This window comes from Pseudoalteromonas phenolica (assembly GCF_005876835.1).
Taxonomy (GTDB): Bacteria; Pseudomonadota; Gammaproteobacteria; order Enterobacterales; family Alteromonadaceae; genus Pseudoalteromonas; species Pseudoalteromonas phenolica_B.
Map to the genome: position 1 here is coordinate 1 of NZ_PPSW01000035.1, position 26,494 is coordinate 26,494.

Here is a 26,494-nt window from a genome sequence, read left to right on the forward strand (position 1 = left end):
GAGTAAGCGAGTAAGCGAGTAAAAGCTTATAGATACATGAATGTATTACAAGCTTTTAATAAATTAAACCTAGTAAAAACACTCCATACCCTAAAGCACCCCTACTCCTAAATCTGGTTTTACATGCTCAATCACCATATAAGTATGATTTGTACCAACGCCCGGAATTTCTACAATTTGTCCTAACACTTCACGATAAACGGTCATATCTGGCACACGGATTTTCACTAAATAATCAAAACCACCTGCGACCATGTCACAACTTACAACATGGGGGATCCGAATAATATGCTGTTTGAACGTTTCAAATACCGATTCTGTAGAGCTTTTTAATCGTATTTCTACGTGGGCCACCAAATGCTGGCCTAATTTTTCAGGATTTAATCGAGCGCTATACCCCTCGATATAACCTTCACTTTCAAGCTTTTTTACTCTGTCTAAACACGGGCTAGGGCTTAAGTTTACTGCCTTAGCGAGATTTACATTCGAAATTCTGCCGTTTTTGTGTAAAGCGTCTAAAATTGCTAAATCAATGCGATCTAGCACACGTGTTTTGATTGAAGTTGTCATACAGAATTTTATGCTGAATTATTTTAAATTTACCCCGTAAATTATCGTAAATAGATAAATTAAACCAGCATCTTCTGCTGGTATTTGTATACAATGCACGAAATTTCTATCACCTTATAATTTTAGAGGGTTCACATTATGCTATTTAAAGGCGACTTAACGACCCAATGTCCGATCCGTCAAAAGATCCGTGACTTTTATCGCATCGATGAAGAGCAAGTAATCGATGAGATTTTGCCTTTAGCAGAAGTTGGTGTTTCTGCTCGAAGCCGTGCTTGGGAGCGCGCGCGTCAAATGGTATTAAACATTCGCAAAGACAACCGAGGGAAAGGTGGTGTTGATGCGCTTTTAGAAGAATATTCTTTATCTTCTGAAGAAGGCATCGTATTAATGTGTTTAGCAGAAGCGTTGCTGCGCGTGCCAGATAAAGAAACACAAGACGAACTAATTCGTGACAAGCTAAGTCAAGGTGACTGGAGCTCTCACTTAGGTAACAGTGACTCTCTATTTGTTAATGCATCAAGCTGGGGTTTATTACTGACTGGCAAGATGGTTGACTATGCAGACAAATCGAAAGAAGAACAGTTTGGTCTGCTAAAACGCACTATGGGCCGTATTGGTGAGCCAGCTATCCGTAAATCTGTGCAATACGCAATGAAGATCATGGGTCAGCAGTTCGTAATGGGCACCACCATTGAAGCAGCCCTAGAGCGTGCCAAAGAAAAAGAAGCACAAGGCTATGCCTATTCTTACGATATGCTAGGTGAAGCAGCACGCACTATGGCCGATGCTGAGCGTTACTTCAACAGCTATATGAGCGCGATTCATGTCATTGGCAAAGCATCAAAGGGCCGTGGTCCTATCAAGAGCCCTGGTATTTCTGTAAAGCTTTCAGCGATTCACCCTCGTTATGAGTTCTCACACCGTGAACGTGTAATGGCTGAAATAGTGCCTAAACTAAAAGAACTTGCACTTGCAGCTAAACAATATGACATCAACTTCACTGTGGATGCTGAAGAAGCTGACCGTTTAGATATTTCTTTAGACATCATCGAAGCAGTATTCTCTGATGAAGCATTAGGTGACTGGAACGGTTTCGGTCTGGCAATGCAAGCATACCAAAAGCGCGCTATCTGGGTTGTTGACTGGTTAGAAGCTCTTTGCCGTCGCGTTGGCCGTAAGATGATGGTTCGTCTTGTGAAAGGCGCTTACTGGGATACTGAAGTAAAACTAACTCAAGCTGATGGCCTTGAAGGCTTCCCGGTATTCACACGTAAAGCAAGCACTGACGTATCTTATAAAGCCTGTGCGATTAAACTAATGAACGCACGTGATGTGATCTTCCCTCAGTTCGCAACGCACAACGCATACTCTGCAGCAACAATTCTTGAACTAGCAAACGGCGAATACAACAACTTCGAATTCCAGTGTCTACATGGCATGGGTGACTCGTTATACAACCAAGTTGTAACCGAAGACAAAGTACAGTGTCGTGTATATGCGCCAGTTGGTCAGCACGAAGACCTACTAGCTTACCTAGTTCGCCGTCTATTAGAAAACGGTGCAAACTCTTCATTCGTTAACGCGATTGTTGATGAGAGCAAGCCTGTTGAAAGCCTATTAGAAGATCCGGTAGAAAAAATTCAGCGTTTACGTAACAAGCGTAATACGCAAATCACCATGCCTATCGATATGTTCGGCGCAGAGCGTAACAACTCTAAAGGTTTAGACTTAACCAACATTAATCACATCACGCCAATGCGTGAAAACTTAAATGCTTGGGTAGAAAAAAATCTAATTAGCCACAATGATGTGCCTGAAGGTCATGAAGCGGTTATCAACCCTGCAAACCACGATGAAGTACTTGGTTCAATTCGTCACCAAGACGAAGCTGAAATGAAGCTGCTAGTGACCAACGCAGAACAAGCATTCGAAGCTTGGTCTAAAGTGCCAATTAACGAGCGCGCGGACATTCTTCGCCGTACTGGTGATATTCTTGAAGAACACACTGACGAATTAATCGCTCTGTGTATTAAAGAAGCAGGTAAAATTGCCCAAGATGGTATCGACGAAGTACGTGAAGCGGTTGATTTCTGTCGTTACTACGCAGCAAAAGCAGAAGAGCTTTCTTTAGACGAGCGTTTCTCTCCTCGTGGCGTGATTTTATGTATCAGCCCTTGGAACTTCCCATTGGCGATTTTCTTAGGTCAAGTGGCAGCGGCAATCGTGACAGGTAACACTGTTATTGCAAAACCAGCTGAGCAGACATCACTGGTCGCACTTCGTACTATCGACCTAATGAAGCAAGTTGGTTTACCTGAAAACGTAGTCCAGCCTGTTATCGCACGTGGTAGCAAAGTTGGTCAGGTGATTGTACCTGATGAGCGTATTCAAGCCGTTATGTTCACAGGCTCTACCGAGACAGGTACGCGTATTTCACAAACGCTTGCTGAGCGCGGTGGCGACCAAGTGCCTCTGATTGCTGAAACCGGTGGTCAAAACTGTATGATCGTTGATTCAACGGCGCTACCGGAGCAAGTTGTTGACGATGTGATCTCTTCAGGCTTCCAATCTGCGGGCCAGCGTTGTTCTGCACTTCGTGTACTATTTGTACAAGAAGAAATCGCAGACAAAGTGATCAGCATGATCAAAGGTGCAATGAAAGAGCTACATGTTGGTGATCCTGCTTACCTTTCAACGGATGTTGGCCCGGTAATCGACCAAAAAGCCCATAGCGCTCTTACTGAGCACGTAGAGTACTTAAAAGGCAATGCAACACTGCATTTTGAATGTCCATTACCTGATATGGGTGACACTGGTCATTTCTTCTTTGCACCTCGTTTATATGAGATCAAAGACCTATCTGTACTGAAGAAAGAAGTATTCGGCCCATGTGTACACGTGATCCGCTTCAAAGGCACTGAAATCGATAAAGTAATCGACCAAGTGAACAGCACTGGTTTTGGCTTAACCATGGGTATTCACTCACGTATTGAAGAGCGTGCAAACTACTTAGCTAAGCAATCACGAGCTGGTAACATTTACATCAACCGTAACATGATTGGTGCGGTAGTAGGTGTTCAGCCGTTCGGTGGTCGTGGTCTTTCTGGTACGGGCCCTAAAGCAGGTGGCCCTAATTACTTATCTCGCCTAGTAAAAGAGAACAAGACACCTGATAACCGTCAATCTACTAACGTTGCAGTTGATACTGAAGCGCTTAAAGCATTCCAAGGTGCGCAAGAGCAAGTTAGCCAGCTAATGCAAAACTCAATGCGTGATGAAAAAGCTTGGCGTGCAATGCCGCTAAACAACCGCGTATCTGTGGTACGTCAGTTATTAGCAAAACTTGCCAATGTTGAGATTATGGATCAACTTGCTGATGACCTATCACACACTTTAGCTGATGCACGTGAGCAAATTATTCGTGTTGAAAAACGTTTAAGCAAAGTTGTACAACTTCCAGGTCCTACAGGTGAGTCAAATACAATTCGTTACGAGCCTCGTGGTTGTGTTGTGTGTTTTGCAGATAAAGACACCTCATTCAACTTCTGGGTAATGTCTATCATTACTTCACTGGCTGCTGGTAACACCGTGATCACTGTAGTGTCTGACTTATTCCACGAAGAAGCACTTGCTTTTAGAGACAAGTTAATCAGCTGCGGTGTAGCTGAAGGTGTTATGCAGGTTGCTAAACTTAACCAATTGCCTGCGGTATTGGCTCATGATCACCTTGCAGCAGCTGTAGTAGGCAGTGGCTGTGCACGTAAAGGTTACTTCAGCACGCAACTGGCTGCACGTAAAGGCGCTATCCTGCCTGTGATCAGTGCTGAGTACTACGACACGCTGTTTAACCGTCTAGTGACAGAAAAGACCATCAGTATCGATACTACCGCATCTGGTGGTAACACGTCACTAATGACATTGGTTGAAGACGACGAATAAGCTATTTTAATCTTTGATTTTAAAAAGCCTGTACTTTTAATTAAGTACAGGCTTTTTTATTTTCATGATCTCCCTCAACTGTTTTTTTATCTATCTTTTGCTAGGCTTAAATAACTGGCACTAAAAAAGAAAGTAATGTGAAGAGCATAAATATTGAAGAGTTACAGCCCGGCATGTTTGTCGTGAGTGTGTTAGAGCAAACAGGCAGTGTACAAGTCAAAACGCAAGGCTGGGTCAAAACACAAACTAGCATCGACAAACTCGCTTCTGCGGGTATTTTAAGAGTTGAAGTAGACCCGGATAAAATGCTCGACTTAAGCAGTAACAAACACGGTATTACTGCGCCCGACTCTGATATTCAAAGTACGCCTGATCAAGAAAAAGACCCATGGCATAAATCTACTGCCATCAGCGCTGAAATAAATCAGGCAATGAAACTTGTTGAAGAAGCAAAAGCACTTCAAGCAAAAGCCTTTGCAGATTTAAAAGCGGGTAATCCTATTGATGTCGAGGCTTTTAAAGAGGTAGCAACGAGCTTTATAGATTCAATTTTCCGCAATCAAGATGCCCTATCTTGCATTGCCATGATCAAACAAAAAGACGCTTATCTACTCGAGCATTCTATTAATGTTGCCACACTCATTACTATTTTTGCTAAGCATTTACGTTTAGATAGAGAGGTTATCGAACAGCTCGCTACCGGCGCTTTACTCCATGATATCGGTAAAATAAAAGTCAATGATGCAGTCCTCAACAAGCCAGGTAAACTCAGTGACAGCGAATTCGAGCAAATGAAACAACATGCACAATTCAGTTATGAAATTGTCACTGAAGCTGGCTTATCTAAGATAAGCTGCGAAGTGGCAGGCTTTCACCATGAACGACTTGATGGCTCAGGTTACCCACAAGGTTTAAGTAATGGGGAAATATCAGACTATGTCAGAATGGCCTCGATTGTTGATGTATTTGATGCGCTTACAGCTGAACGAGTTTATAAAAAAGCGCTTACACCAATTCAAGCTTTTAAAATGCTCAGAGAAAGCAGTCCACACCACTTTGATGAAAAACTCCTTAATGAATTCATTAACTGTATTGGGGTATACCCTGTTGGCTCTTTGGTAAAGTTGAAGTCTCAAAGGGTAGGCATGGTTGCAAGCTCAAACCCAGAGCAACCCCTAAAGCCCATTGTTAAAGTGTTTTACAGTGCCAAAACAATGTATCACATCGCTGTTGAAGACATAGATTTGGCAGAAAAGCGCTGTACGGATGAGTTAGAAGCAGCAATAAAACCTGAAGAGTTTGGTTTAGATCTGATTAAGTTTTTCAAGCACTCAGTTTTACCATAAGGTGCTTTCATTAAATTCGCCTCCGCATGCCTTAATAGGCGCTGACATAAAAAAGCCTAAACAACATAAGTGATTTAGGCTTTAATTTATATCTAAATTACGATCAAGGGTTATTAATAAGGCTGCCAATCTTGCATGGCTTTCACTGCAAAGTCATACCCTTGGAATCTAAAAACACTCGCCTCTGGCGCAATTTCCAGTAACCTCATACCATTAATTTTGTCACCCTCGTACAGTTCAACGCCATTGATTTTTATCCAACGTTTGTGCTCTGAGGTGGCATAAATATGAGCTTGATACGTCAACTTTCCTATTGCAGCCTGTGTTTTTGCAGGTAGAAATTCAATAGATAAGCGCTCTTTTTCTGGCGTAGTTTCGGTAGGCTCTGCCTCAGTAAAATCTTTATCTGCCGTTTCTGCAACCGCAAGCTCAAATGCCGCTTTTAACCTTTCTGCTGCCTCATCAGTTACTTCTTCAGTTGTACTTTCTGGTGTTTTATTTTCTGTACTGCTCAGAGAGGCGGAGTTATTAAACAACTCTGTTTGTATCCCAGGCTCAGATTCTAGTGGTTTTCCTAATACGCGATACTGACTAATATCTTCTTGCGGTAATGTTGTTTGTGAAGATGCACCTACTTGACTATTCAACTGCGTATTATCCAGTGGTTTACCTAATACACGATACTGGCTTAAGTCTTCTTCCCGTTGTTCAGGTATAACGGTATTGCTGACAACAGAAGACTCGGCTAGCTCAGTATTGATCTGAGCAACAGCCGACAGCGGTACCAATTGCTGTTTAAAAATAGGCGTCCCCTGCTCGTTTACCCCAACTTGCACTGACATCCATTGATATTGTTCACCGGATTGAACAGCCCCTTGATTATTTAGGTTTTCAGCAGTTAGCTGCGAGCGCGATACATTGTCTTGTTGCTTTATTTCTTGCTGCGCTACTGTTTCGGTTGTTCCTTCAGCTTGCTCTTGCTGATTTTGTAAGGTCGCAATTGATTGAGATTGACTTTGAAGGTATTGGCCGCTGTAAAACCCAGCCAATGCAAAAGTGACACTCAAACCAACACCCGCAAGACCAATCGATAGCTTTCTATAGAAAGCCAATTGTTTTGTTTGTTGATAGGCTAAGTGCGCTTGCTCAGTATTGTTTGCGGTTTGTGATTGTTTAAATGCGGCATCAATAATAGACATAATTGAACTTCTTAAAAAATATAAGCAGCAGCAAAACCAACAATATAGCTTGCTACAATAAGAGACAAGACAGGCGCAAACTTCTTCAGCTTACTTTCAGAAGCTGGTTCACTATTTACGCTGACCATAGGTAGGGCTTCTTTTGCAGCCTGTTCAACAACCGCTTTATCTATGACTCTTTTCTGCGCAGAAAAAGCACCAAGCAAACATCTGTCTGCCAGCAGGTTGATTAAACGCGGGATCCCCTGAGTACGTTTATAAATATGCGATACAGCTTCATGGCTAAATAAAGCAGTATCACAGCCCGCGGTTTGCAGGCGATGCTGAATATACGCAAACACTTGAGATTCTGTCAGTGCCAATAAATGATATCTAGAAGTAATACGCTGAGCTAATTGCCTAAGCTCATTACGCTGTAGTAGGGTTTGCAATTCTGGTTGACCAATCAGCGCTATTTGCACCAACTTTTTATCGTCTGTTTCAAGGTTGGTCAATAAACGCAGTTGCTCAAGAACACTCGGTGATAAATGCTGTGCTTCATCAATCACAAGTAAAGTGTGGCCGCCCGCTTTATAATTCTCTGTAAATCGCGCTTTTAAGGCGTCAGTTAAGCTTTTAAGAGTCGCGGTTTCTGGATCATACGATATTGTTAACTCATCACAGATACTTGCTAGTAGTTCTAGTTCAGAAAGCGCAGGATTTAATACAAAAGCTACTTCGGTATTCTCAGGCAATGATTTCAGCATTGAACGCGTAATGGTGGTTTTACCAGTTCCAACTTCACCCGTCAGTAATACAAACCCACCTGTGTCACCCAATCCATAATTTAAGTGTAACAGCGCCTCTTTGTGGCGCTCACTCATATATAAATACTCAGGATTAGGCGCAATTGAGAACGGCTTCTCTTTCAACCCAAAATAGCTTAAATACACGATAAAACTCTTTATTGTTATGATAGGCCCTATAATGGCAAAAAAGTGCGCAAGATAAAACCTTGAAACCAAGTGCACCCGTTGAAACATTGGAATACACATGAAAGTTTATTTAGTTGGAGGCGCTGTTCGTGACGCGCTTTTAAATTACCCAGTTGTAGAACACGATTATGTCGTCGTCGGTAGCACCCCTGATGAAATGCAGTCTTTAGGCTACAAACAAGTTGGGAAAGACTTCCCTGTTTTTTTACACCCGAAAAGTAAAGACGAATACGCCCTCGCTCGTAAAGAACGTAAAAACGGACAAGGTTATACCGGCTTTATATGTGACTTCGACCCGACAGTCACGTTAGAAGAAGACTTGTATCGCCGTGATTTAACTATCAACGCCATTGCACAAGATGAAAATGGACAGCTGATTGACCCTTGCCAGGGCCAAGCAGATATAAAAAGCCGCTTACTTAGGCATACTGGCCCAGCTTTTAGTGAAGACCCACTCCGCATTTTACGCGTTGCTCGATTTGCTGCGCGTTACCATCATTTAGGCTTTACCATTGCGCCTGAAACGCTTTTGCTTATGAAAGATATGGTTGCCAGTGGTGAACTTAAAACATTAACCAAAGAGCGTATCTGGATAGAGATAGAAAAATGTCTAAAAACCAAAACCCTTCATTTATTCTTAGAAGTAATAAATGACATTAATGCTTTAGCTGATGTCCTTCCTATTTTGCCAAGCTGGTCCAACTTAGAAACCAAAAAAATAACAAGTGCTAATCAATTTGTAGCCACAAAAGAGATTGCAATTGATTCTGACACACTGCAAGTTTGTCACTTTTGTTTTTGTCTTGAAACCAGCTCACCTGATGGCCTTAAACATATAGAACAGACGTTAAAGATCCCCAGCACTTTTGCAAACAGCTTGAGAGACTTTAAGTTATTAAATAACTTTTTAAATGAAAAAGACTTTAGCCCTGAAAATATTTTAGAGTTCTTTAACCTTATAGATCTTTGGCGTCGTCCAGAACGTTTTAACTTGTTACTAGAGATACTAAAATATACACAGTGTCAGCAGGATATTGCACAAACGCTACAAAATTGTGCGATGGCATCTCAAGCGGTTACTGCACAACAGGTCATCTCATTAGGATATCACGGTGCAGCGATTAAACTTGGATTACAAACAGCGCGAATTGCTGCAATAGAAAAAACACTCAGTTAACAGCTCGCTCTTTTTACATACATTTAGAGGTGTTTTTTTATTCAACATCTCTAAAGTTCCCATTATTTTTTATTTTCCTCCTTAAATGCTCATTATTGAAACAGCCCAATTAACATTAACAAGAACAACAAAGTTACATTTCCGAACACTAAAAAAGCAACATCTTTAACGAAAGTTTGCACACACTAACAAAGAGTTAAAACAAATATTAACAAACCAAACAGCAACCCTCACCTGTAAATTTAAGATTACAAAAACACAAGCTGTAAACCGCTGTAATTAAATAACAAAAACAATTAAAACCCAAAATAAAAACACAATTCACAAAAAGGGAACATTTAACACAAACAGAGCAAAGAATTAAGTAACAATTACTTATGCTAAAAACAGTACCTGACCTATGGCACATGCAACGCATGTGAGATTCAAAACAAATAGAGAAAGGTTATATGTTGAAGAAGTTAAACCTATTAACAGCAAGCATTCAGGCTGCTGTACTAGCAGGTACTGCAGCAGGTACTGTTGCGGTAGCAAATACAGATACTGAAGCGCAAAAAGTAGAGCGCATTCAGGTTACGGGTTCTAAAATTAAGCGTTTTAACCTAACGTCTCCAACTCCGGTTACTGTGATCGGTGGTGTTGAACTAGAAAACCAAGGTATTACTAACGTAAACGACCTACTTGAAGAAATGCCTCAAGCGACAGTTGGCCTTTCTCCTGAAACAACGACTAACTACATTTATGCTTCAGGCCTGAATACAACTGACCTTCGTGGTTTAGGTTCAGAGCGTACTTTAGTGCTTGTTAATGGTCGTCGTTTCGTACCTGGCTCTGTAGGTGACACTGCTGTTGACTTAAACAACATCCCTACGTCAATGATTGAGCGTATTGAAATCGCAACAGGTGGTGCTGCTGCTGTTTATGGTGCAGATGCTGTTGCAGGTGTTGTAAACATCATTACTAAAAAGTCTATGGACGGTATCGAAGTTGACGTTTCAACAGTTCGTCCAGAGCAAAGCGGTGGTGAGTCAAACTATTTCTCAATCACTGGCGGTATGGAAGCAGATAAATTATCTTTCATTGCCTCTTTAAACTACACAGAAAACGAAAGCTACACAAAGCTTAGCCGTGATTTCTTCGCAAACCCAGTAAACTCATACGGCAACCCAGCAAATGCAAGCGGTGACGACAATGTTCCTGGTCGCGTTATTCTTGGTCAACCAACTGCGCTTGCGTATTACTCTGAAGGTGGTGATTTCTTCACGAAAAACGCTTTCTCTACAGATGGTTACTTAAACCACCATTACACATTTGATGAGAACGGTAACATCCGTGCATTCGACAACGGCCTTGGTATGATCCCAAATCCAGGTGTTGGCCGTGATGCAAACCGTTACTTCACTGATGCAAACAATATGGGTGATGGTATCTTTAGCGATGGTTATAAGTCTTACTTCCAAACTCCGCTTGAGCGTGTAATTGCATCAGCTTACGGTACTTATCAGCTAAATGATGAGCATGCATTAACGTTTGACTTCACTTACTCAAACACAGATGCAACAACAGAAAGCTCACCTGCTTTCTTCCGTCACACGATTCGTCGCGACAACGCATTCATCAAAGATGATATGGCGAAGCTAATGGACGACAATGAGCTTACTTCTGTAACGCTTCGCCAAGCAAACGAGCACCTTTGGGGTGACCGTATGTACAACCAAGAGCGTGAAGTATTCCGTACTTCTTTTGGCGCTGAAGGTTACTTAACTGATGACTGGGGTTACAGCACATACGTTCAATATGGACGTATCGAGCAAGATACGCTTTGGACAGGTGAAGTATTAACACAAAACCTTACAAACGCGATTGACGCTGTAGAGTATAACGGTCAAATCGTATGTGCTGATCGCGATGCAGAAGGCAATGTGGTTGGTGCAATTGAAGGTTGTACACCTTTCAACCCAATGGGCGCTACATCTGCAACAGCAGCTCAGCAAGATTACATTGCAACGACGGCAACTCGTTTTGCTAAACACGACCAAGTTGTATTTGCATTAACTGTAGATGGTTCTTTGTATGAACTACCAGCAGGTTATGTAGCTGCAGCATTCACAGCGGAGCACCGTCGTGAATCAGCAACAACTGCACCATCTGAAAACATGGAAAAAGGCTTAATTTTCGGTAACTCTAGCCTTCCGATGGACGGTGAAATTGAAGTTGACGAACTATCAGCTGAAATCTCAATCCCACTTCTTGAAGATGCTTTCCTTGCGACAGATCTAACACTAGAAACTGCATTCCGTTACATGGACTACTCTGTAACTGGTTCTGATAACGCGTGGAAACTAGCACTTAACTGGGGTGTAACTGACGACCTACGTGTACGTTTAAACCGTTCAAAATCAGTACGTGCGCCAAACCTAGGTGATTTATTCACACCAAACTCAAAAACGTTTAGCTCAGGTCGTGCGGACGTATGTCGTGCTGATTCAATTGCAAGTTCTGGTAGCAAGTACAAAGACAATGTCATCAAGAATTGTCAAGCAGATGGCCTAGCTTCTGGTTGGATGCCAACTGATGAGTGGATCGGTGGCGGTAGCCTGCCTGGTTACATTCAAGGTAACCAAAACCTTGAGAATGAAGTATCAAACGACTACACAGTCGGTGTAATTTACACGCCTTCATTCGTAGACGGTTTAGACTTCACAGTGGACTACTGGTCATTTGAAGTTGATGGCGCAATTGAATACTTCGGTCGTAACAGTGTTGCACTATGTTATGAGTCATCTTCTTTAGATAACCCATTCTGTGGTAACTTTGAGCGTGACGAGAAGACGGGCAATATCACTCACTTCTACACTCGTCCAATCAATGCTGCACAAATCACTAAGAAAGGTATGGACTTCGAGTCAGCTTACCGTACAGACGTATTCAACGGTAGCCTATCTCTTAAGCTAACTGCAACGTACCTAATTGATGACAACCAAAACTCAACTGGTCGTGAAGAAGACTTCCGTAACTACGTTGGTGAAACTGCATCTCCACGCTGGAAAGGTCGTTTAAGTGCTGTTTACTCTCAAGATGATTCATCTTACGTGTTAACGGCAAACTACCGTCATTCAACTGTAAATGACAACGACTGGACTGCAGAAGACAACAACTATAACGATATCCCGTCTTACACGACATTTGATTTCATGTACAAGACGTATCTAATGGATGAGTTACAGTTACGTGTAGGTATTAACAACCTATTAGACCGTGAACCACCACGTAACCCGTTCACTTATGATGATGGTGAATTCTTTGACGTGAAAGGTCGCCGTCTATCAATCGGTGCTAAATACACTTTCTAATCTAGTTAGAAGTTAGTATTTCGAAACGCCTCTTCGGAGGCGTTTTTTATTGCCTCAAACTGACACTTGATCATGATAATTTTAAAGCCAAGCTATTATTACTTGAGCTAATGAAAATTGGGATTAGCCGTCTCTCGTTTCTCGTTTCTCGTTTCTCGTTTCTCGTTTCTCGTTTCTCGTTTCTCGTTTCTCGTTTCTCGTTTCTCAAGAGATTATTTACTATTTTGTTTTAGACATAAAAAAACAGCGCCGAAGCGCTGTCATTATAGTCATGCTAAAAAACTTAAATAACGTTTACCACATTAAGAAAGCAAATAGTCCTAGACCTAAAAGCAAACGGTAAACTACAAACGGGAACATGCCCATTTTCTCAATCACTTTTAAGAAAAAGTAAATACACGCGTAAGCCGCAATAAACGATAACACCGCACCTAAAATAATCGCGTTCCAATCAATCAGTTCATCGCCTGTCGATAGCTTATAGATATAGTATGAACCCGCTGCAGCAATAACGGGAATAGACATCAAGAAAGAGAAACGTGCTGCACTTTGCTTATTCAAACCAAGTAATAGACCCGTTGTCATTGTTATACCTGAGCGCGATGTGCCCGGGAATAACATAGCAACCACTTGCGACAAACCAATCAATAGCGCCATTACCCAGTTAATTTGATAAATGGTTTTGATTTGTTTCGCTTTTGCATCGGCATACCAAAGTAATAAGCCAAATACGATGGTCGTTGTAGCTATGATCCACGCATTACGAGAATATACTTCTACGAAATCTTTTAATAAGTAACCAATAATCAATGACGGTAAGGTTGCCAAAATGATCCACCAGCCAAGCTGGCTATCATCCGTTTTTTTGCCTTTTGCACCAAATGAGTTAAACCAAGCAGTTAAAATATCAACAACTTCTTTTCTGAAATAGATAATCACCGCTAACAATGTGCCAACGTGAACAGCGACATCAAAGGCCGTGCCTTGATCTTGCCAGCCCAATACCTGTGACGGCAGAATTAAATGTGCTGAACTCGAAATAGGTAAAAACTCTGTCAGACCTTGTACTAGGGCCAACACAATAATTTCAATAATGCTCATGGGTTAGAACTCCACTTTCCATAGCTTTTGGTTTAAGTTGTTATAATTTTGCCAAAGTTCACCTATGGTTTGCTTGGCTACTGGGTGATAAAAATGCGGTGCTAATTCAGCCAATGGCTGTAATACAAACGCATTCTTGGTAATTTCATCACGAGGCAATTGTGCAGGTGAGTCACAAATTACATCATCATAAAAAAGTAGGTCGAGATCGAGCGTACGTGGGCTAAACTTTTTATCTGACGGTGTTCGGCCATTATCTCTTTCGATCTGTTTGAGCAAAGCACACACCTGTTCAAGCGGCATATCTGTTTGTGCTACAAAGACTGAATTAAAAAAGTTATTGCCATTAAAACCAACGGCTTCACTTTCAAAGACACTAGAATGCTGATACTCAGGAAAGCTTGCAGCTAAGGCTTTCAAGCCGGCACGTAGATGCTTTTCTCTGTCGACGTTTGAACCTAAACTTATAAAAATCTGTGCCATGTTAAGCTGCTTTCGCTCGAGTGATCTCTACACCAACGGTTTGCGCTGCAGGCACTGCTGCGGGCTTACTCACCTTAATCGTCACTTGTGTGACGTTGTATTTCTCTAAAATCAATGCTGCGAGTTGCTCAACTAAGGTTTCAAGTAATTCAACTGGTTTGGCTGTGGTATGCGTAATTATATCTTCGCTAACTTTTGCATAATCGACTGCTAAGTTAATGTCATCACTCTGCGCTGCAGCTCGAATATCAGTCAGCATTTCCACATCAAAGTACAAACTTTGTTTACTTTCTTTCTCAAAATCGTACACGCCAATAATGGTTTCAACATGTAGCTGAGAAATATAGACCTTATCCATTCACGCCCCACTTTGGTATTTTGTCTGTGACAAATAGATTAGTAACTTATATAGTTACATTCGAATCGGGAAATGATAGCCGAAATACGCTGAAGACAAAATAAGGAAACCTGTGTTAATTACGTTAATCTGCATATGTGCCTATTTAATTGGCTCTGTATCGTCTGCAGTGCTCGTATGTCAGTTATTCAAATTACCCGACCCTCGCTTTTCTGGCTCAAATAATCCAGGCGCAACCAATGTGCTGCGTTTAGGCGGCAAACTTCCCGCCGCTTTAGTACTCACCTTCGACATCTTGAAAGGTACAATTCCTGTTTGGGGCGCTTACTTTTTAGGTGTAGAGCCAAACTGGTTGGGCGCAATAGCTGTCGCAGCTTGCCTTGGTCACATCTATCCGGTTTTCTTTCATTTTAATGGGGGGAAAGCCGTTGCTACTGCATTTGGCGCTTTATTACCTATTGGGTTAAGTTTAGGTGGACTGTTGATTGCAACGTGGGCCATTGTGGTTTGGCTCACACGATATTCATCGCTAGGCGCGATTGTTACCGTTGCTCTGGCTCCGTTTTATACTTGGCTGATCAAACCGCTTTATACTGTGCCAGTGAGCTTTTTAACTGTGCTGATTATCTTTCGTCATCGCGCCAATATAAAAAGGCTCCTTCAAGGGAAAGAGCCAAAAATAGGTAAGAAGAAAGCTTAGTTTTAAAATCTTATAGCGCTGGTAAGCTTTCAATCGGCCAACGCGGCTGAGTTTTCATGTCTAACGTTGCGTATTGCTTAGCTTTTAATCTCTGCATACCTGCAAAAGCAATCATCGCGCCATTATCAGTACAGAACTCAGTACGTGGATAAAACACCTGCCCTTTCATACCTTGCATCATGCGCTCAAGCTTTTGGCGCAGTTCAGTGTTTGCACTCACACCGCCTGCAATGACTAAACGTTTTATGCCCGTCTCTTTCAGGGCACGTTTACACTTAATCGCCAGAGTATCGATTACAGCAGTTTGGAATGCATGAGCAATATCAGCTTTGGTTTGTTCGTCATCACCTTCGCTACGAATGGTGTTGGCTGCTGCCGTTTTTAAACCACTAAAACTAAAATCTAAGCCTGGTTTATCTGTCATAGGTCGCGGAAAAGTAAAACGTCCGAGCGTCCCCTGCTCGGCCATTTTTGCCAGTAGCGGACCGCCAGGATAGTCTAAACCTAATAATTTAGCAGTCTTATCAAATGCCTCACCTGCGGCATCATCAACTGACTCACCTAGCACTTCATATTCACCTATGCCTGCCACTTTCACCATCATGGTATGGCCGCCAGAGACAAGTAAAGCAACAAATGGAAACTCTGGTTGCTCGTCTTCAAGCATCGGCGCTAATAAATGGCCTTCCATATGATGCACCGCTACAGCAGGCTTATCCCATGCAAATGCCAAAGAGCGACCAATTGAAGTACCGACCAATAAAGCACCAACCAATCCAGGACCTGCAGTATAAGCAACACCATCGATGTCTTCTGGGCCACAACCTGCTTCTTTAAAAGCTTCATCTATCAGTGGAATGGTTTTGCGGACATGATCTCGAGAAGCCAGCTCAGGTACAACACCGCCGTAGTCAGCATGCACTTTTACTTGGCTGTAAAGCTTATGAGCTAGTAAACCCTGTTCATCATCGTAGATTGCAATTCCCGTCTCGTCACAAGATGATTCAATGCCTAAAATGCGCATCAATAATTCTCCAGTCTTTAATCTTTACGTTAAATTGCAATGCCGATATTAGTTTGCCCATCAGCAACAGCCTGTTGTTTAAGTGCTTTCACACTGTCACTGCTGATACGGCCCATATTCTCTACGAATTCAATTAACTCACCTAACACGTCAATCTCATACTGCATGTAAGGGTGCTCGCGAACCAGTTTGTTTTCAGGTTCAAGTCCTTCGCTTTCAATCAATAGCTCAACATAACGCGCGACGGTTGCTTGCGAAATTTTCGCAACGCTCACAAATTCATGCTCATCTTTAGCCATTAGACCATGAATTAGACCAAGTAAAGCGGTTGCTGCATCTATGGCCGGATACGTACCAAACATTGGATAATCGTTTAACTCTGGTACATTCGGTTCAATTTTCTCAACTTGTTTCTCTAAGCTGATCTTACTTTTTGGCAATAAGATTTTTTCCCAACACACATTTAACGCACTGCGTAACGTACTGGCATCACCAAATTCTGTGGCCTCGCTGAACAATTCGTAGTTAGGCAACATACGCTCCAAAACTGCAGCAGCCAGCACCGCCTTTTGTAAATAATTTAACTCTCTAATTCGTTGAAAGTTATTCGCTTTACTCATAATCTTTTCCACATTGCCAGCATGCTTGAAAGGCTGGCCCGTTAAATTCGTCACACTCAGGACATTGCCATTCAGTGCTTTTTTCTTGTTGTTGGTAGTTTACCAATAATTCCTGCGCTTGGCGCAATTTTATCTTGTAAACCCACACAGAAACTTTTGCCTGATCTAGCGGAATTTCTCCAAGTGCCCCTTGTAAAGCCTCTCCTTTAAGTAATACATCTATGTTTGCCTGCTCTAGTAACCCTTTTATTAAATGGGCTTCTAGTACATTATCTGAGTTAAAAACTTCACACCACTGCCAAGAATTATCTGTCATAATAAACTTTGAAAAGACCTAAAACATTAAGAATGCAATGACACTTACAACACCTGCACTGTTATTTCCTGCCATCTCGTTATTACTATTAGCTTATACCAATCGGTTTTTAGTGCTAGCGCAATTAATTAGAGAGCTCAATGCAAGAGAGGGAAAGACCAATCGACCTGTCGTTTTGGCACAAATCGACAATTTAAAAAAGCGCATAAAGTTAATTCGTGCCATGCAGGTTTGGGGTGTTTTTTCTTTTTTACTCTGTACACTTTCTATGTTTAGTTTGTTTATTGAGCAGCAATTACCTGGCATTATCTTGTTTGGTGTGAGTTTGTGTTGTTTGACTTTATCTTTGATTATTTCACTCTACGAAATACATATTTCTTGTGATGCCATTGAAATAGAATTGCAAAATATAGAAAAAAAACCCACCGATTAAGCAAGCTCGACTTTTCCTGTCTATACTCACACTGAGTGAGTATGGCTAGGGTGAAGTGTGAATAATTTCCTATTTTCAGACGAAAATTTAAATCAAGAACACGAAGCAACCAGTAATAACGAAGATTATTGGGACATACTTGTTGTTGATGATGAAGAAGATATTCATCAAGTAACAAAATTAGTGCTTTCAGGCTTTGAGTTTGAAGATAAAACACTCAGATTTCATCACGCCTATTCTGCAAAAGAAGCGATGGAACTATTGAACCAACAAGAAAATATATCCGTTGGCTTGATTGACGTTGTTATGGAAAGCAATCATGCTGGTTTAGACCTGATAAAATACATCCGCCAAGATATCGGCAATCATGACATCCGCCTCATATTAAGAACCGGTCAGCCAGGCGAAGCACCAGAAGAAGCTGTGATCCGTGATTACGATATCAATGATTATAAAAACAAAACCGAGTTAACCGCGGTTAAGCTAAAGACCCTGCTCTACTCTGCACTACGTTCCCACCGTGACATTCAAACAATCGGTAAGCATAAGGCAGGACTTGAGCGAATTATTGATGCTTCGGGATCATTTTTAAGATGTAATAGTGTTCGAGAGTTCGCTTCAACAATTCTTTCTCATGTTTCAGACGTTATGGGGATCTCTTCAAGTGATATCTACTGCGCTGCGGCTGTAAACAGCCAAGATGCACAAGCTGAACATTTCAGGTTACTCGCCGCATCGGGCGAAGGTATTGAGCCCAATACAGAAGCAATTCCACAAAATGTAAAGCAACTGTTTATGGAGACCCATAACAAAAAGCACTCGCATCAAACTGAGTTTGAATATATTGGTTATTTCCCTTCACAAGAAGGCAGCGAGACCATGCTGTATGTCAGTAAAGATTCAGCATTGCAACAAACTGATAGACAATTACTGGCTTTTTTCGCCAATAATATTGCGATGGCTTACGACAATATCAGATTACGAGAAACAGTCAAAGAGTCTCAAAAAGAGCTATCTTATATTCTAGGTGAAGCGGTAGAGAAGCGATCTAAAGAAACAGGCTCACACGTCAAACGCGTTGCCAATTACAGTCAACTACTTGCCAAGCTATATGGCTTAAATGAATACCAATCTGAAATCATCAAGCTAGCATCACCTTTACATGACATCGGAAAGATAAGCATTCCCGACAGTATTTTAAATAAACCAGGGAAACTCGATGACAAAGAATGGGAGATTATGCAGACACATGCAAAAGTTGGGTATGAGATCCTCCATAATTCAAGTAATGAAATTCTCAAATGCGGTGCAATAATCGCCTACCATCATCATGAAAAATGGGATGGCAGTGGTTACCCACAAGGCTTAGAAGGTGAGAAAATAGACATTGTCGGCCGTATTACCGCACTGGCTGATGTATTTGATGCTTTAGGCAGCGATCGATGCTATAAACCAGCTTGGCCTTTAGAAAATGTTATTTCACTGATACAATCTGAGAAAGGTAAACATTTTGACCCCAAACTCGTTGATTTATTTATAAATAACTTAGATGAGTTTATTTTTATTAGAGATAGCTACCCAGACTAGCTGTTTGTAATTTTAATGTAAAAAAGTATTTCACCCTTATTGCATTTTGTATTACTATTGGGTAAACACACAGTTCTAAAAGAACCGTTGAAATTAAAAGGAATTTCAAATGAGATTTGAACAACTTGAGCAATTTGTTGCTCTAGGCAATTTAAGACATTTTCGCCAAGCCGCTGAACAGACGAATATAAGTACTTCGGCCCTCACCCGTAGTATCCAAACTCTTGAAGATGAGATTGGTTGTGAGTTAGTAAAACGTTCAACACGCTCTGTTCGTCTTACTGAACAAGGTGAGCTTTTTCTCACGTACTGTAAAGCAACTCTAAACGAGCTTGAAAATGCCAAAAAGAACATAAAACAGAGTTTATTTGGTAATGATCAAGATAAACTGGTTATTGGCTATACACAACAAATGAGCAGTGTTGTGCCTGTTGTTTGCGGACAATTTTTAGCACACCATCCAAGCGTTAAAGTAGAAATGCAAATGCTCGACGAAACCGAGCTAACGAACAAGCTTCAGCTTGGAGAAATCGATATCAGTGTATGTATGCACTCCTCTGAATTAGCAAGCTCAGATATCTATATTCCTGATCAACTAATCATGTTTGTTGCGAGAAATCACCCTCTGCTTCAAAAAGACTCAGTCACTAGACAAGACCTGATGAGTTACCCTATGTTTGGCTGCCTTTCTCAGTCAAGACAAGTACAGCATATGGTCAACGAAACAGCTGATAGCTTTAATAAAGTGACGTCGATGCGAGTTGGTAACATCAATGAAGTGCTTAGTAATATAAAAAATAGCGATTTATTTGCCATTGCCGGTATTGAACATTCTAAGCTAGTTGCTCAAGATCCTGAGGTTGTTTTGATCAAAACAAATAAAGATCTTCCGACCGAGCAAGTTTTAGTTAGAACAAACCACACACTCAGTGAAGACGCAAACATTAAAGAGCTAGTTAGTTTGATTGAGAAGTTTGAACAAAGACAAACTATAAATGTTTAAACATTACTTAGATAAAAAAACCTGCGCTGAGCAGGTTTTTTTATGTCTAAGTAATGCTCTACCAAAAAGAAAGCGCCAACCCCAAAAATACCAACAACCCCACATAGTGATTATTTAAAAACGCTTTAAAGCAGTTTTCTCTGTTTCTACCGTGGATTAATTTTTGTTGATAAAACAGCAAACAAGCAGCAAATGCGAGACCCAAATAAGCCCAAAACGTCGCTTCGACAGCTTGGTAGATTAAGATCATTATTACTAAAAATATGATGTTCAGTACCGCAACGATGTGCCTATCATATTGACCAAATAACACAGCCGTCGACTTCACACCTAGCTTTAAGTCATCGTCCCTGTCGACCATGGCATACATAGTGTCATACGCCACAGTCCAAATTAAATTTGCAGCAAATAGCCACCATGCAATTATTGGAACTTGTTGCTTCGAGGCCATAAATGCCATTGGGATCGCCCAACTAAAAGCGGCGCCAAGCACAACTTGAGGTAAATTTGTATAACGCTTCATAAACGGATAGCAAGCAGCCAATGCAAGTGCACCCAACGACAACGCGATAGTCTGCCAATTCAACGCCAATACCAAAGAAAACGCAACAACGATCAATAATGCAAACAGACTTAATGCTTCACCCGCTAAAACTTTACCTGTAGCAAGCGGACGGTTAGCTGTACGTTTTACCGAGCCATCAATCTTTCTATCAGCAAAGTCATTAATGACGCACCCTGCACTGCGCATCACAAACACACCAAGCGAAAACACAAGAAAAAGATCCCAGCTCGGCAGCCCATCATTAGCTAACCATAACGCCCAGTATGTAGGCCACAACAAAAGCAAGGTACCAATTGGTTTGTCAGTACGCATTAATTGCTTATAAGCATCAATATTTTGCCACTTTAAGGCTTCAAGCTGCATCTAACACCTCAGGTAAAAATACTTCACACACCATCACATGTGCCTCTGATTGGGAGAAAATACGCCTTCTTGCAAAAATAGGCATGCGAGTAATGTCGCTCCTCTTCAACAGTTGAGCTAACTCTTCTCGAGATTCTACTTCAGCCATTTCTAATTCAGAACGTTGCCAAAGTTCATTCTGAAATAACACCTCACCCAAAGGCGTGTCTCCCAGCTGCTCTACACCTTTTTCGCAAGCTGGAATAGAGATCCAACTTTGAGCGTAAACTTGAACAACCTCATCGCAATATAATAAAACTTCACGACAAATATAATCATGGGCCGTCTCTCCCCATAATTTTGCTGTGATTGGCTGTTCGTTCAGGACAACCACTTTAAAGTCAGCACTCTTTTGCTTCAAACGTTCAGTGAGTGAGCCTGTATCACTTAACACAGGTTTTAAAGCTGCTGGTACAGAAAGCTCCGAGAGTGAGCTTTGCCATGAAAAATCGATTGAAAGAGGATGCTTTAACACAATAATATCTTACCCAGATTACAACCGACACATAATAACATCGCTCAGTACGGCAACAAAGTTCAGTCTCTGCTTTTTACTATTTGGTGGAAAAAGCGTAACCCTGGCTAAAATAATCGGCAATTTTTTAGTCACTTTCTATACTTGTAACAGACTCAACAGAGTATAATTTTTTAAAAAATACAGTTACAATCGCTTTCAAAGACAGTTATATAACAGGAACTTCACCCACTATGAAAATGCTCTCAAGCCTATTTGCGTTATTACTACTGACATTTAGTAGTACATCAGTTCGAGCAGAAGCAAATGTGGGTTACTTTGGTTTTGAACCTGATATCATCACCAACTACATTGGCCAATCTAATAAAAAGCTCGGTTATATTCGCGTCACCGTAGATTTAATGCTCAATGATGTGAAGAACATTGCTATTGTAGAACACCATACGCCACTGCTTCGTGATGCAATAGTGCAAATTTTAAGTAAAGAGCCTGAAGAAACTATAAAGTCATTAACTGGTCGAGAAGAGATTCGCCAGCGTTGCGCTGAGAAGTTAAAGAAACTACTTAAAGATGAAACCGGTGAAGAGATTATTCGCGAAGTATTATTTACTAAGTACCTTTACCACTAACCTCTTTTTGATTTTGGCAGTTGTAATGCAGCAATTGCCATTCCACTTAATAAGCCAAATAAGTGCGCCCAGTTCGCCATACTAATAAACAATACATCAGCGAACCCTAACACCATCCACACCAGCATAAAACCGACGACAGGTTTAGTAATTAGCTGCTTTTCTTCTGGCAATTTTGAGCTGTAGATCCACGCAAAACCAAGTAAGGCGTATACCACCCCACTTAATCCACCAAAGCGATTATCGACTAATAAATACTGCGCCCAATTACTCACTAATGCAGAAATAAAAAACAACAAAAATAAGCTCGAACTACCCGCTTGCTTAACTATTTTATTGCCTAAATACAGCCACCAGCTCAGATTAAATATAAGATGTAACGCACCAAAATGAATGATAGCAGGGGTCAACCAAGATAAAGGTTCACTTGGATTAAATAGAAGTTTATCTAGCCATGATTGTGGGTTTTGCACCAAGAAGAAGCTAGCAAAAACGGTAATACAAACAATAAAAGTAAGTTTTAAAAACCAGTGAAGTCCGACAAACCGCTGCGCAAGATTAAAATCTTTGCCCATGTAGTTAAATTTTACTTGGGTATCACCTGTTTGCCATGACGCCGCTAAATAACGTTCATGGTAAGGGTTACTTAAAAATTCTTGCCACAACTGCGCTGCACGCTCTGCATCTTGTTCTGATACCCACACTTGTGCTGTGCGGTTGTCTAAATAGGTCAACTTAACCTTGATACCCTGACTCTTAAAATAGTCAGCTGCGCCTTGCAAGGCTCTAGGCTCTGAATGTTGACCTAATAAAATCATTGGCTCACAGACTCTGGTTGCTCAAGCGCCCACTGCGTAAAACCGCCATCCATGCTATACACGTCTTCAAAACCTTGCTCAATAAGATAATTAGCAGCACCTTGTGAACTCACTCCATGGTAACAAACCACCACGATTGGCTGCTCATAGTCTTTTTCAACCATAAATTGGCCGATGTTTGCATTTGATAAATGAATAGCGCCAGGTATGTGGCCAGCAGCAAATGCATTTGGATCACGAATATCGGCAATAACGACATCATCGCTTTGCATAAGCGCTTTAGTTTGCGCAACTGAAATATGTTTAAACGGCATAAATTACTTCTCAAAAAAACAAAAAGGCGACATTTGCCGCCTTTAAAACAAATGATACTTCATTAATCCCAGTTTAAGATCACTTTACCTGATTGACCAGAGATCATGGTATCGAAACCAGTTTGGAACTCATCAATGTGGAACTGGTGCGTGATGATAGGGTCAAGATTTAAACCAGACTGGATAAGGCTTGCCATCTTATACCAAGTTTCAAACATCTCGCGACCATAAATACCTTTGATCACTAAACCTTTGAAAATAACTTGGTTCCAATCAACCGCCATATCTGATGGTGGAATACCCAACATGGCAATCTTACCACCGTGATTCATGTTGTTTAACATAGAGTTAAACGCCACTGGCACACCTGACATTTCAAGACCTATGTCAAAGCCTTCTGTCATGCCAAGCTCAGCCATCACATCTTCAAGCTTTTCTTCTGCCACGTTAACAGCACGTGTCGCGCCCATCTTACGCGCAAGCTCTAGACGGTATTCGTTCACATCAGTGATCACTACATGACGTGCACCTACGTGCTTCGCCACAGCCGCAGCCATAATCCCAATAGGGCCTGCACCTGTGATCAATACATCTTCACCGACTAGGTCGAATGACAGTGCTGTGTGTACTGCATTACCAAATGGGTCAAAGATTGAAGCTAATTCGTCAGAGATGTTATCAGGGATCTTAAATGCGTTATAAGCTGGGATCACTAAGTATTCAGCAAATGAGCCTTCACGGTTTACACCCACACCAATGGTGTTACGACATAAATGTACGCGACCTGCACGACAGTTACGACAATGACCACAAGTAATGTGACCTTCACCAGATACGCGATCGCCAAGCTCAAAACCACGTACTTCTTGGCCCATGCCAACCACTTCACCGACATATTCATGACCCACAACCATAGGGGTAGGAATGGTGTTTTGTGCCCACTCATCCCACTTATAAATATGTACGTCTGTGCCACAAATTGCAGTTTTACGAATTTTGATTAATAAGTCATTGTGCCCAACCTCTGGTTTTGGTGCATCTGTCATCCAAATCCCAGGTTCAGCTTTTAATTTCGATAATGCTTTCATTGTTACGTCCCAAGCAAAAAACAATTCGCCAGATCATTGCTATGATTTGGCGAATTTCAGTATTAATAAGCGTATTGCTATTTAATAAATTTAGATGATACCTAGCTCTTTACCAATACGGGTAAAGGCATCAATTGCTTTATCTAGCTGCGCTTTCGTATGCGCTGCTGAAATTTGCGTACGAATACGCGCTTGGCCTTTTGGTACAACAGGGAATGAGAAACCTGTTACGTAGATGCCTTCGGCTAATAACTTGTCTGCCATGGCTGCTGCTACTTTCGCATCACCTAGCATTACAGGAATAATTGCGTGATCTTTACCTGCACAAGTGAAACCTGCCGCTTCCATGTTTTCACGGAAGTAAGATGCATTTTCCCAAAGTTGATCACGTAGTGCTTTACCATCTTTAAGCATATCAAGTACAGCAATTGATGCTGTTACGATTGAAGGCGCTAAAGAGTTTGAGAATAAATAAGGACGAGAGCGCTGACGTAGCCAATCAATCACTTCTTTCTTACCAGACGTGTAACCACCTGACGCACCACCAAGTGCTTTACCTAAAGTACCTGTGATGATATCAACGCGGTCAATCACGTTGCAGTATTCGTGTGTACCACGACCGTTTTCACCCACAAAGCCAACAGCGTGAGAGTCATCAACCATCACAAGTGCATCGTACTTATCAGCTAAATCACATACAGCTTCTAAGTTACAAATAACGCCGTCCATAGAGAACACGCCATCAGTCGCGATTAGTTTTGTTTTCGCGCCCGCCTCAGTTGCGGCAATGAGTTGCTCTTCAAGTGCTGCCATGTCGTTGTTTGCGTAGCGGAAACGCTTCGCTTTACATAAACGCACACCATCAATGATTGACGCGTGGTTTAAGGCATCAGAGATGATTGCATCTTCTGGACCTAAAATTGTTTCGAATAAACCCGCATTTGCGTCAAAACAAGATGAGTAAAGAATAGTATCTTCAGTTTGTAAGAACTCACTGACTTTTGCTTCTAGTGTTTTATGGATGTCTTGTGTACCACAAATAAAACGTACTGACGCTACACCAAAGCCATGGGCATCTAAGCCTGACTTAGCGGCTTCAATTAAGCTTGGATGATTCGCTAAACCTAGGTAGTTGTTTGCACAGAAGTTAATTACTGAGTCACCACTTGCTACTGCAATTTCAGCCTGCTGAGAAGACGTGATAATACGCTCGCTTTTGTATAAGCCTTCTGCTTTTACCTGCTCAAGCTGCTCTTGTAGTTGACTATAAAATGCCGATGCTCTCATGTAGAGTCTCCAATAAATTGCACGGTGTGCCTGTTTTCACACAGTTTTTGTTGTCTGTTCATTGCGCCTTTAAATCGCAATAATTTTAAACAGGCGTATTGTAAGGGCTACGCACTATAAATGCACGGAGCCATTGTTCAAAAATTGAGGCGAATGTAAACGTTTATGAGACAAATGCAACCGTTTCTTTAATAGAAACACAGACTTGATCTGCTTCTGCTGCATCTCGTTCTGAAAAAGCTTGTCCTGAATTGACTAAAATAGCCGTTTTCACGCCGGCTGCGCGCGCGGCCTGTATATCTGATACTTTATCGCCGATCATGACGCTTTGTGACACATCAATATCAAATGTATCAATGCCTTGCTGCAACATGCCAGGGTTTGGCTTACGACAGTCGCAGTCTTGCAAATATTCAGGTAACGCCTTTTTAGGATGGTGCGGACAAAAATACACCTCAGTTATTGGGCATTGCTGCTGTGCAAATTGTGCTTTCATCCACTCGGTCAGCTGATTAAATTGTGCTTCATCATAATAACCGCGGCCAATGCCCGATTGGTTGGTCACCACAATTAAAATATAGCCTTTAGCGATAAAGTCACGGCAAGCGTCGAATACCCCATCGATAAATTCAAAATCTTCAATTTTATGCACATAGGCGTGATCGTGATTGATTACACCATCTCTATCAAGAAAAACGGCTTTCTGTTTCGTTGTCATGATGATTATTAA

25 protein-coding genes are annotated in these 26,494 nt (G+C 41.4%); 9 read left to right on the forward strand and 16 right to left on the reverse strand.

Features of this window, described 5'->3' with window-relative positions:
* Positions 1-90 precede the first annotated feature (90 nt).
* A complete protein-coding gene (locus C1E24_RS18775) occupies positions 91-570 on the reverse strand; it encodes a winged helix-turn-helix transcriptional regulator (RefSeq protein ID WP_058029014.1) in 480 nt (159 codons plus the stop codon).
* A 138-nt stretch (positions 571-708) separates the two neighbouring features.
* On the opposite strand from C1E24_RS18775, the gene putA reads away from it, so the two are divergent.
* Together putA and C1E24_RS18785 are read left to right on the forward strand one after the other, a co-directional pair.
* The gene (putA, locus tag C1E24_RS18780; protein WP_138484126.1) at positions 709-4,512 is read left to right on the forward strand and encodes a bifunctional proline dehydrogenase/L-glutamate gamma-semialdehyde dehydrogenase PutA; all 3,804 of its coding nucleotides are present in this window, start codon (positions 709-711) and stop codon (positions 4,510-4,512) included.
* 137 nt (positions 4,513-4,649) lie between these two features.
* Positions 4,650-5,858, forward strand: a complete 1,209-nt coding sequence (locus tag C1E24_RS18785) for an HD-GYP domain-containing protein (RefSeq protein WP_138484128.1) — start codon at positions 4,650-4,652, stop codon at positions 5,856-5,858.
* A 113-nt stretch (positions 5,859-5,971) separates the two neighbouring features.
* Here C1E24_RS18785 and C1E24_RS18790 read toward each other — a convergent pair whose 3' ends face one another.
* A complete protein-coding gene (locus C1E24_RS18790; protein ID WP_138484129.1) occupies positions 5,972-7,057 on the reverse strand; it encodes a general secretion pathway protein GspB in 1,086 nt (361 codons plus the stop codon).
* Positions 7,058-7,068: 11 nt separating this feature from the next.
* A complete protein-coding gene (locus tag C1E24_RS18795; protein ID WP_138484131.1) occupies positions 7,069-7,989 on the reverse strand; it encodes an ExeA family protein in 921 nt (306 codons plus the stop codon).
* A gap of 100 nt (positions 7,990-8,089) precedes the next feature.
* Here C1E24_RS18795 and C1E24_RS18800 point away from each other — a divergent pair, with 100 nt between their 5' ends.
* Positions 8,090-9,208: a tRNA nucleotidyltransferase gene (locus C1E24_RS18800; protein ID WP_138484133.1), complete on the forward strand. Its 1,119-nt coding sequence runs from the start codon at positions 8,090-8,092 to the stop codon at positions 9,206-9,208.
* A 449-nt stretch (positions 9,209-9,657) separates the two neighbouring features.
* On the forward strand, positions 9,658-12,561 hold the full coding sequence (locus tag C1E24_RS18805) for a TonB-dependent receptor plug domain-containing protein (protein ID WP_138484135.1): 2,904 nt from the start codon (positions 9,658-9,660) through the stop codon (positions 12,559-12,561).
* Positions 12,562-12,855: 294 nt separating this feature from the next.
* On the opposite strand, the gene C1E24_RS18810 is transcribed toward C1E24_RS18805, so the two are convergent.
* The 3 genes from C1E24_RS18810 to folB are packed head-to-tail and all read right to left on the reverse strand — an operon-like array spanning position 12,856 to position 14,503.
* Entirely contained in the window at positions 12,856-13,662 is an 807-nt protein-coding gene (locus C1E24_RS18810; RefSeq protein WP_138484137.1) for an undecaprenyl-diphosphate phosphatase, read from the reverse strand.
* A gap of 3 nt (positions 13,663-13,665) precedes the next feature.
* Positions 13,666-14,145, reverse strand: coding sequence for a 2-amino-4-hydroxy-6-hydroxymethyldihydropteridine diphosphokinase (gene folK, locus C1E24_RS18815; RefSeq protein ID WP_138484139.1), 480 nt, complete (start codon positions 14,143-14,145; stop codon positions 13,666-13,668).
* 1 nt (position 14,146) lies between these two features.
* Entirely contained in the window at positions 14,147-14,503 is a 357-nt protein-coding gene (gene folB / locus C1E24_RS18820) for a dihydroneopterin aldolase (protein ID WP_138484141.1), read from the reverse strand.
* A 112-nt stretch (positions 14,504-14,615) separates the two neighbouring features.
* Here folB and plsY point away from each other — a divergent pair, with 112 nt between their 5' ends.
* A complete protein-coding gene (gene plsY, locus C1E24_RS18825; protein ID WP_138484143.1) occupies positions 14,616-15,203 on the forward strand; it encodes a glycerol-3-phosphate 1-O-acyltransferase PlsY in 588 nt (195 codons plus the stop codon).
* Positions 15,204-15,213: 10 nt separating this feature from the next.
* Here plsY and tsaD read toward each other — a convergent pair whose 3' ends face one another.
* Genes tsaD through C1E24_RS18840 form a run of 3 tightly spaced genes read right to left on the reverse strand, consistent with a single transcriptional unit; the run spans position 15,214 to position 17,163 of the window.
* Complete coding sequence (gene tsaD, locus C1E24_RS18830) at positions 15,214-16,227, reverse strand: tRNA (adenosine(37)-N6)-threonylcarbamoyltransferase complex transferase subunit TsaD (RefSeq protein WP_138484253.1); 1,014 nt, start codon at positions 16,225-16,227, stop codon at positions 15,214-15,216.
* Between the two features lie 29 nt (positions 16,228-16,256).
* On the reverse strand, positions 16,257-16,847 hold the full coding sequence (locus C1E24_RS18835) for a YjaG family protein (protein ID WP_138484145.1): 591 nt from the start codon (positions 16,845-16,847) through the stop codon (positions 16,257-16,259).
* Complete coding sequence (locus tag C1E24_RS18840) at positions 16,840-17,163, reverse strand: DUF2007 domain-containing protein (protein ID WP_138484147.1); 324 nt, start codon at positions 17,161-17,163, stop codon at positions 16,840-16,842. The genes C1E24_RS18835 and C1E24_RS18840 overlap by 8 nt, the downstream gene beginning before the upstream one ends.
* Positions 17,164-17,200: 37 nt before the next feature.
* Between C1E24_RS18840 and C1E24_RS18845 the strand changes: the two genes are divergently transcribed.
* From C1E24_RS18845 to C1E24_RS18855, 3 genes are all read left to right on the forward strand, one after another.
* Positions 17,201-17,596, forward strand: a complete 396-nt coding sequence (locus C1E24_RS18845) for a DUF2721 domain-containing protein (RefSeq protein ID WP_138484149.1) — start codon at positions 17,201-17,203, stop codon at positions 17,594-17,596.
* Positions 17,597-17,653: 57 nt separating this feature from the next.
* Entirely contained in the window at positions 17,654-19,183 is a 1,530-nt protein-coding gene (locus C1E24_RS18850; protein WP_138484151.1) for a DUF3369 domain-containing protein, read from the forward strand.
* Between the two features lie 109 nt (positions 19,184-19,292).
* A complete protein-coding gene (locus tag C1E24_RS18855) occupies positions 19,293-20,186 on the forward strand; it encodes a LysR family transcriptional regulator (protein WP_138484153.1) in 894 nt (297 codons plus the stop codon).
* Between the two features lie 58 nt (positions 20,187-20,244).
* On the opposite strand, the gene ubiA is transcribed toward C1E24_RS18855, so the two are convergent.
* Both ubiA and C1E24_RS18865 read right to left on the reverse strand, forming a co-directional pair.
* Positions 20,245-21,114, reverse strand: a complete 870-nt coding sequence (gene ubiA / locus C1E24_RS18860; protein WP_138484155.1) for a 4-hydroxybenzoate octaprenyltransferase — start codon at positions 21,112-21,114, stop codon at positions 20,245-20,247.
* A complete protein-coding gene (locus tag C1E24_RS18865) occupies positions 21,104-21,628 on the reverse strand; it encodes a chorismate--pyruvate lyase family protein (protein WP_171040935.1) in 525 nt (174 codons plus the stop codon). Before C1E24_RS18865 ends, ubiA begins: the two co-directional genes overlap by 11 nt.
* A gap of 239 nt (positions 21,629-21,867) precedes the next feature.
* On the opposite strand from C1E24_RS18865, the gene C1E24_RS18870 reads away from it, so the two are divergent.
* Complete coding sequence (locus C1E24_RS18870) at positions 21,868-22,257, forward strand: flagellar basal body-associated protein FliL (protein WP_405127328.1); 390 nt, start codon at positions 21,868-21,870, stop codon at positions 22,255-22,257.
* Here the strand turns inward: C1E24_RS18870 and glpG are convergent.
* From glpG to gmhB, 5 genes are all read right to left on the reverse strand, one after another.
* Entirely contained in the window at positions 22,254-23,075 is an 822-nt protein-coding gene (glpG, locus tag C1E24_RS18875; protein WP_138484158.1) for a rhomboid family intramembrane serine protease GlpG, read from the reverse strand. The two genes, C1E24_RS18870 and glpG, sit on opposite strands and share 4 nt — an antisense overlap.
* Complete coding sequence (glpE, locus tag C1E24_RS18880) at positions 23,072-23,389, reverse strand: thiosulfate sulfurtransferase GlpE (RefSeq protein ID WP_138484160.1); 318 nt, start codon at positions 23,387-23,389, stop codon at positions 23,072-23,074. The genes glpG and glpE overlap by 4 nt, the downstream gene beginning before the upstream one ends.
* A gap of 62 nt (positions 23,390-23,451) precedes the next feature.
* A complete protein-coding gene (tdh, locus tag C1E24_RS18885; RefSeq protein WP_058028994.1) occupies positions 23,452-24,477 on the reverse strand; it encodes an L-threonine 3-dehydrogenase in 1,026 nt (341 codons plus the stop codon).
* 90 nt (positions 24,478-24,567) lie between these two features.
* Positions 24,568-25,764, reverse strand: coding sequence for a glycine C-acetyltransferase (locus C1E24_RS18890; RefSeq protein WP_138484162.1), 1,197 nt, complete (start codon positions 25,762-25,764; stop codon positions 24,568-24,570).
* A gap of 163 nt (positions 25,765-25,927) precedes the next feature.
* Positions 25,928-26,482: a D-glycero-beta-D-manno-heptose 1,7-bisphosphate 7-phosphatase gene (gmhB, locus tag C1E24_RS18895; protein ID WP_138484163.1), complete on the reverse strand. Its 555-nt coding sequence runs from the start codon at positions 26,480-26,482 to the stop codon at positions 25,928-25,930.
* Positions 26,483-26,494: the final 12 nt, after the last annotated feature.

Bases quoted from the DNA above. Each gene is read 5' to 3' on its own strand.
- putA (WP_138484126.1), top strand. From the start codon at position 709: ATGCTATTTAAAGGCGACTTAACGACCCAATGTCCGATCCGTCAAAAG.
- C1E24_RS18840 (WP_138484147.1), bottom strand. From the start codon at position 17,163: ATGACAGATAATTCTTGGCAGTGGTGTGAAGTTTTTAACTCAGATAAT.
- ubiA (WP_138484155.1), bottom strand. From the start codon at position 21,114: ATGCAGCTTGAAGCCTTAAAGTGGCAAAATATTGATGCTTATAAGCAA.
- C1E24_RS18855 (WP_138484153.1), top strand. From the start codon at position 19,293: ATGAGATTTGAACAACTTGAGCAATTTGTTGCTCTAGGCAATTTAAGA.
- folB (WP_138484141.1), bottom strand. From the start codon at position 14,503: ATGGATAAGGTCTATATTTCTCAGCTACATGTTGAAACCATTATTGGC.
- glpG (WP_138484158.1), bottom strand. From the start codon at position 23,075: ATGATTTTATTAGGTCAACATTCAGAGCCTAGAGCCTTGCAAGGCGCA.
- C1E24_RS18890 (WP_138484162.1), bottom strand. From the start codon at position 25,764: ATGAGAGCATCGGCATTTTATAGTCAACTACAAGAGCAGCTTGAGCAG.
- C1E24_RS18775 (WP_058029014.1), bottom strand. From the start codon at position 570: ATGACAACTTCAATCAAAACACGTGTGCTAGATCGCATTGATTTAGCA.
- C1E24_RS18835 (WP_138484145.1), bottom strand. From the start codon at position 16,847: ATGAGTAAAGCGAATAACTTTCAACGAATTAGAGAGTTAAATTATTTA.
- glpE (WP_138484160.1), bottom strand. From the start codon at position 23,389: ATGCCGTTTAAACATATTTCAGTTGCGCAAACTAAAGCGCTTATGCAA.
- C1E24_RS18810 (WP_138484137.1), bottom strand. From the start codon at position 13,662: ATGAGCATTATTGAAATTATTGTGTTGGCCCTAGTACAAGGTCTGACA.
- C1E24_RS18800 (WP_138484133.1), top strand. From the start codon at position 8,090: ATGAAAGTTTATTTAGTTGGAGGCGCTGTTCGTGACGCGCTTTTAAAT.
- folK (WP_138484139.1), bottom strand. From the start codon at position 14,145: ATGGCACAGATTTTTATAAGTTTAGGTTCAAACGTCGACAGAGAAAAG.
- C1E24_RS18845 (WP_138484149.1), top strand. From the start codon at position 17,201: ATGACACTTACAACACCTGCACTGTTATTTCCTGCCATCTCGTTATTA.
- tdh (WP_058028994.1), bottom strand. From the start codon at position 24,477: ATGAAAGCATTATCGAAATTAAAAGCTGAACCTGGGATTTGGATGACA.
- C1E24_RS18790 (WP_138484129.1), bottom strand. From the start codon at position 7,057: ATGTCTATTATTGATGCCGCATTTAAACAATCACAAACCGCAAACAAT.
- gmhB (WP_138484163.1), bottom strand. From the start codon at position 26,482: ATGACAACGAAACAGAAAGCCGTTTTTCTTGATAGAGATGGTGTAATC.
- C1E24_RS18870 (WP_405127328.1), top strand. From the start codon at position 21,868: ATGCTCTCAAGCCTATTTGCGTTATTACTACTGACATTTAGTAGTACA.
- C1E24_RS18805 (WP_138484135.1), top strand. From the start codon at position 9,658: ATGTTGAAGAAGTTAAACCTATTAACAGCAAGCATTCAGGCTGCTGTA.
- tsaD (WP_138484253.1), bottom strand. From the start codon at position 16,227: ATGCGCATTTTAGGCATTGAATCATCTTGTGACGAGACGGGAATTGCA.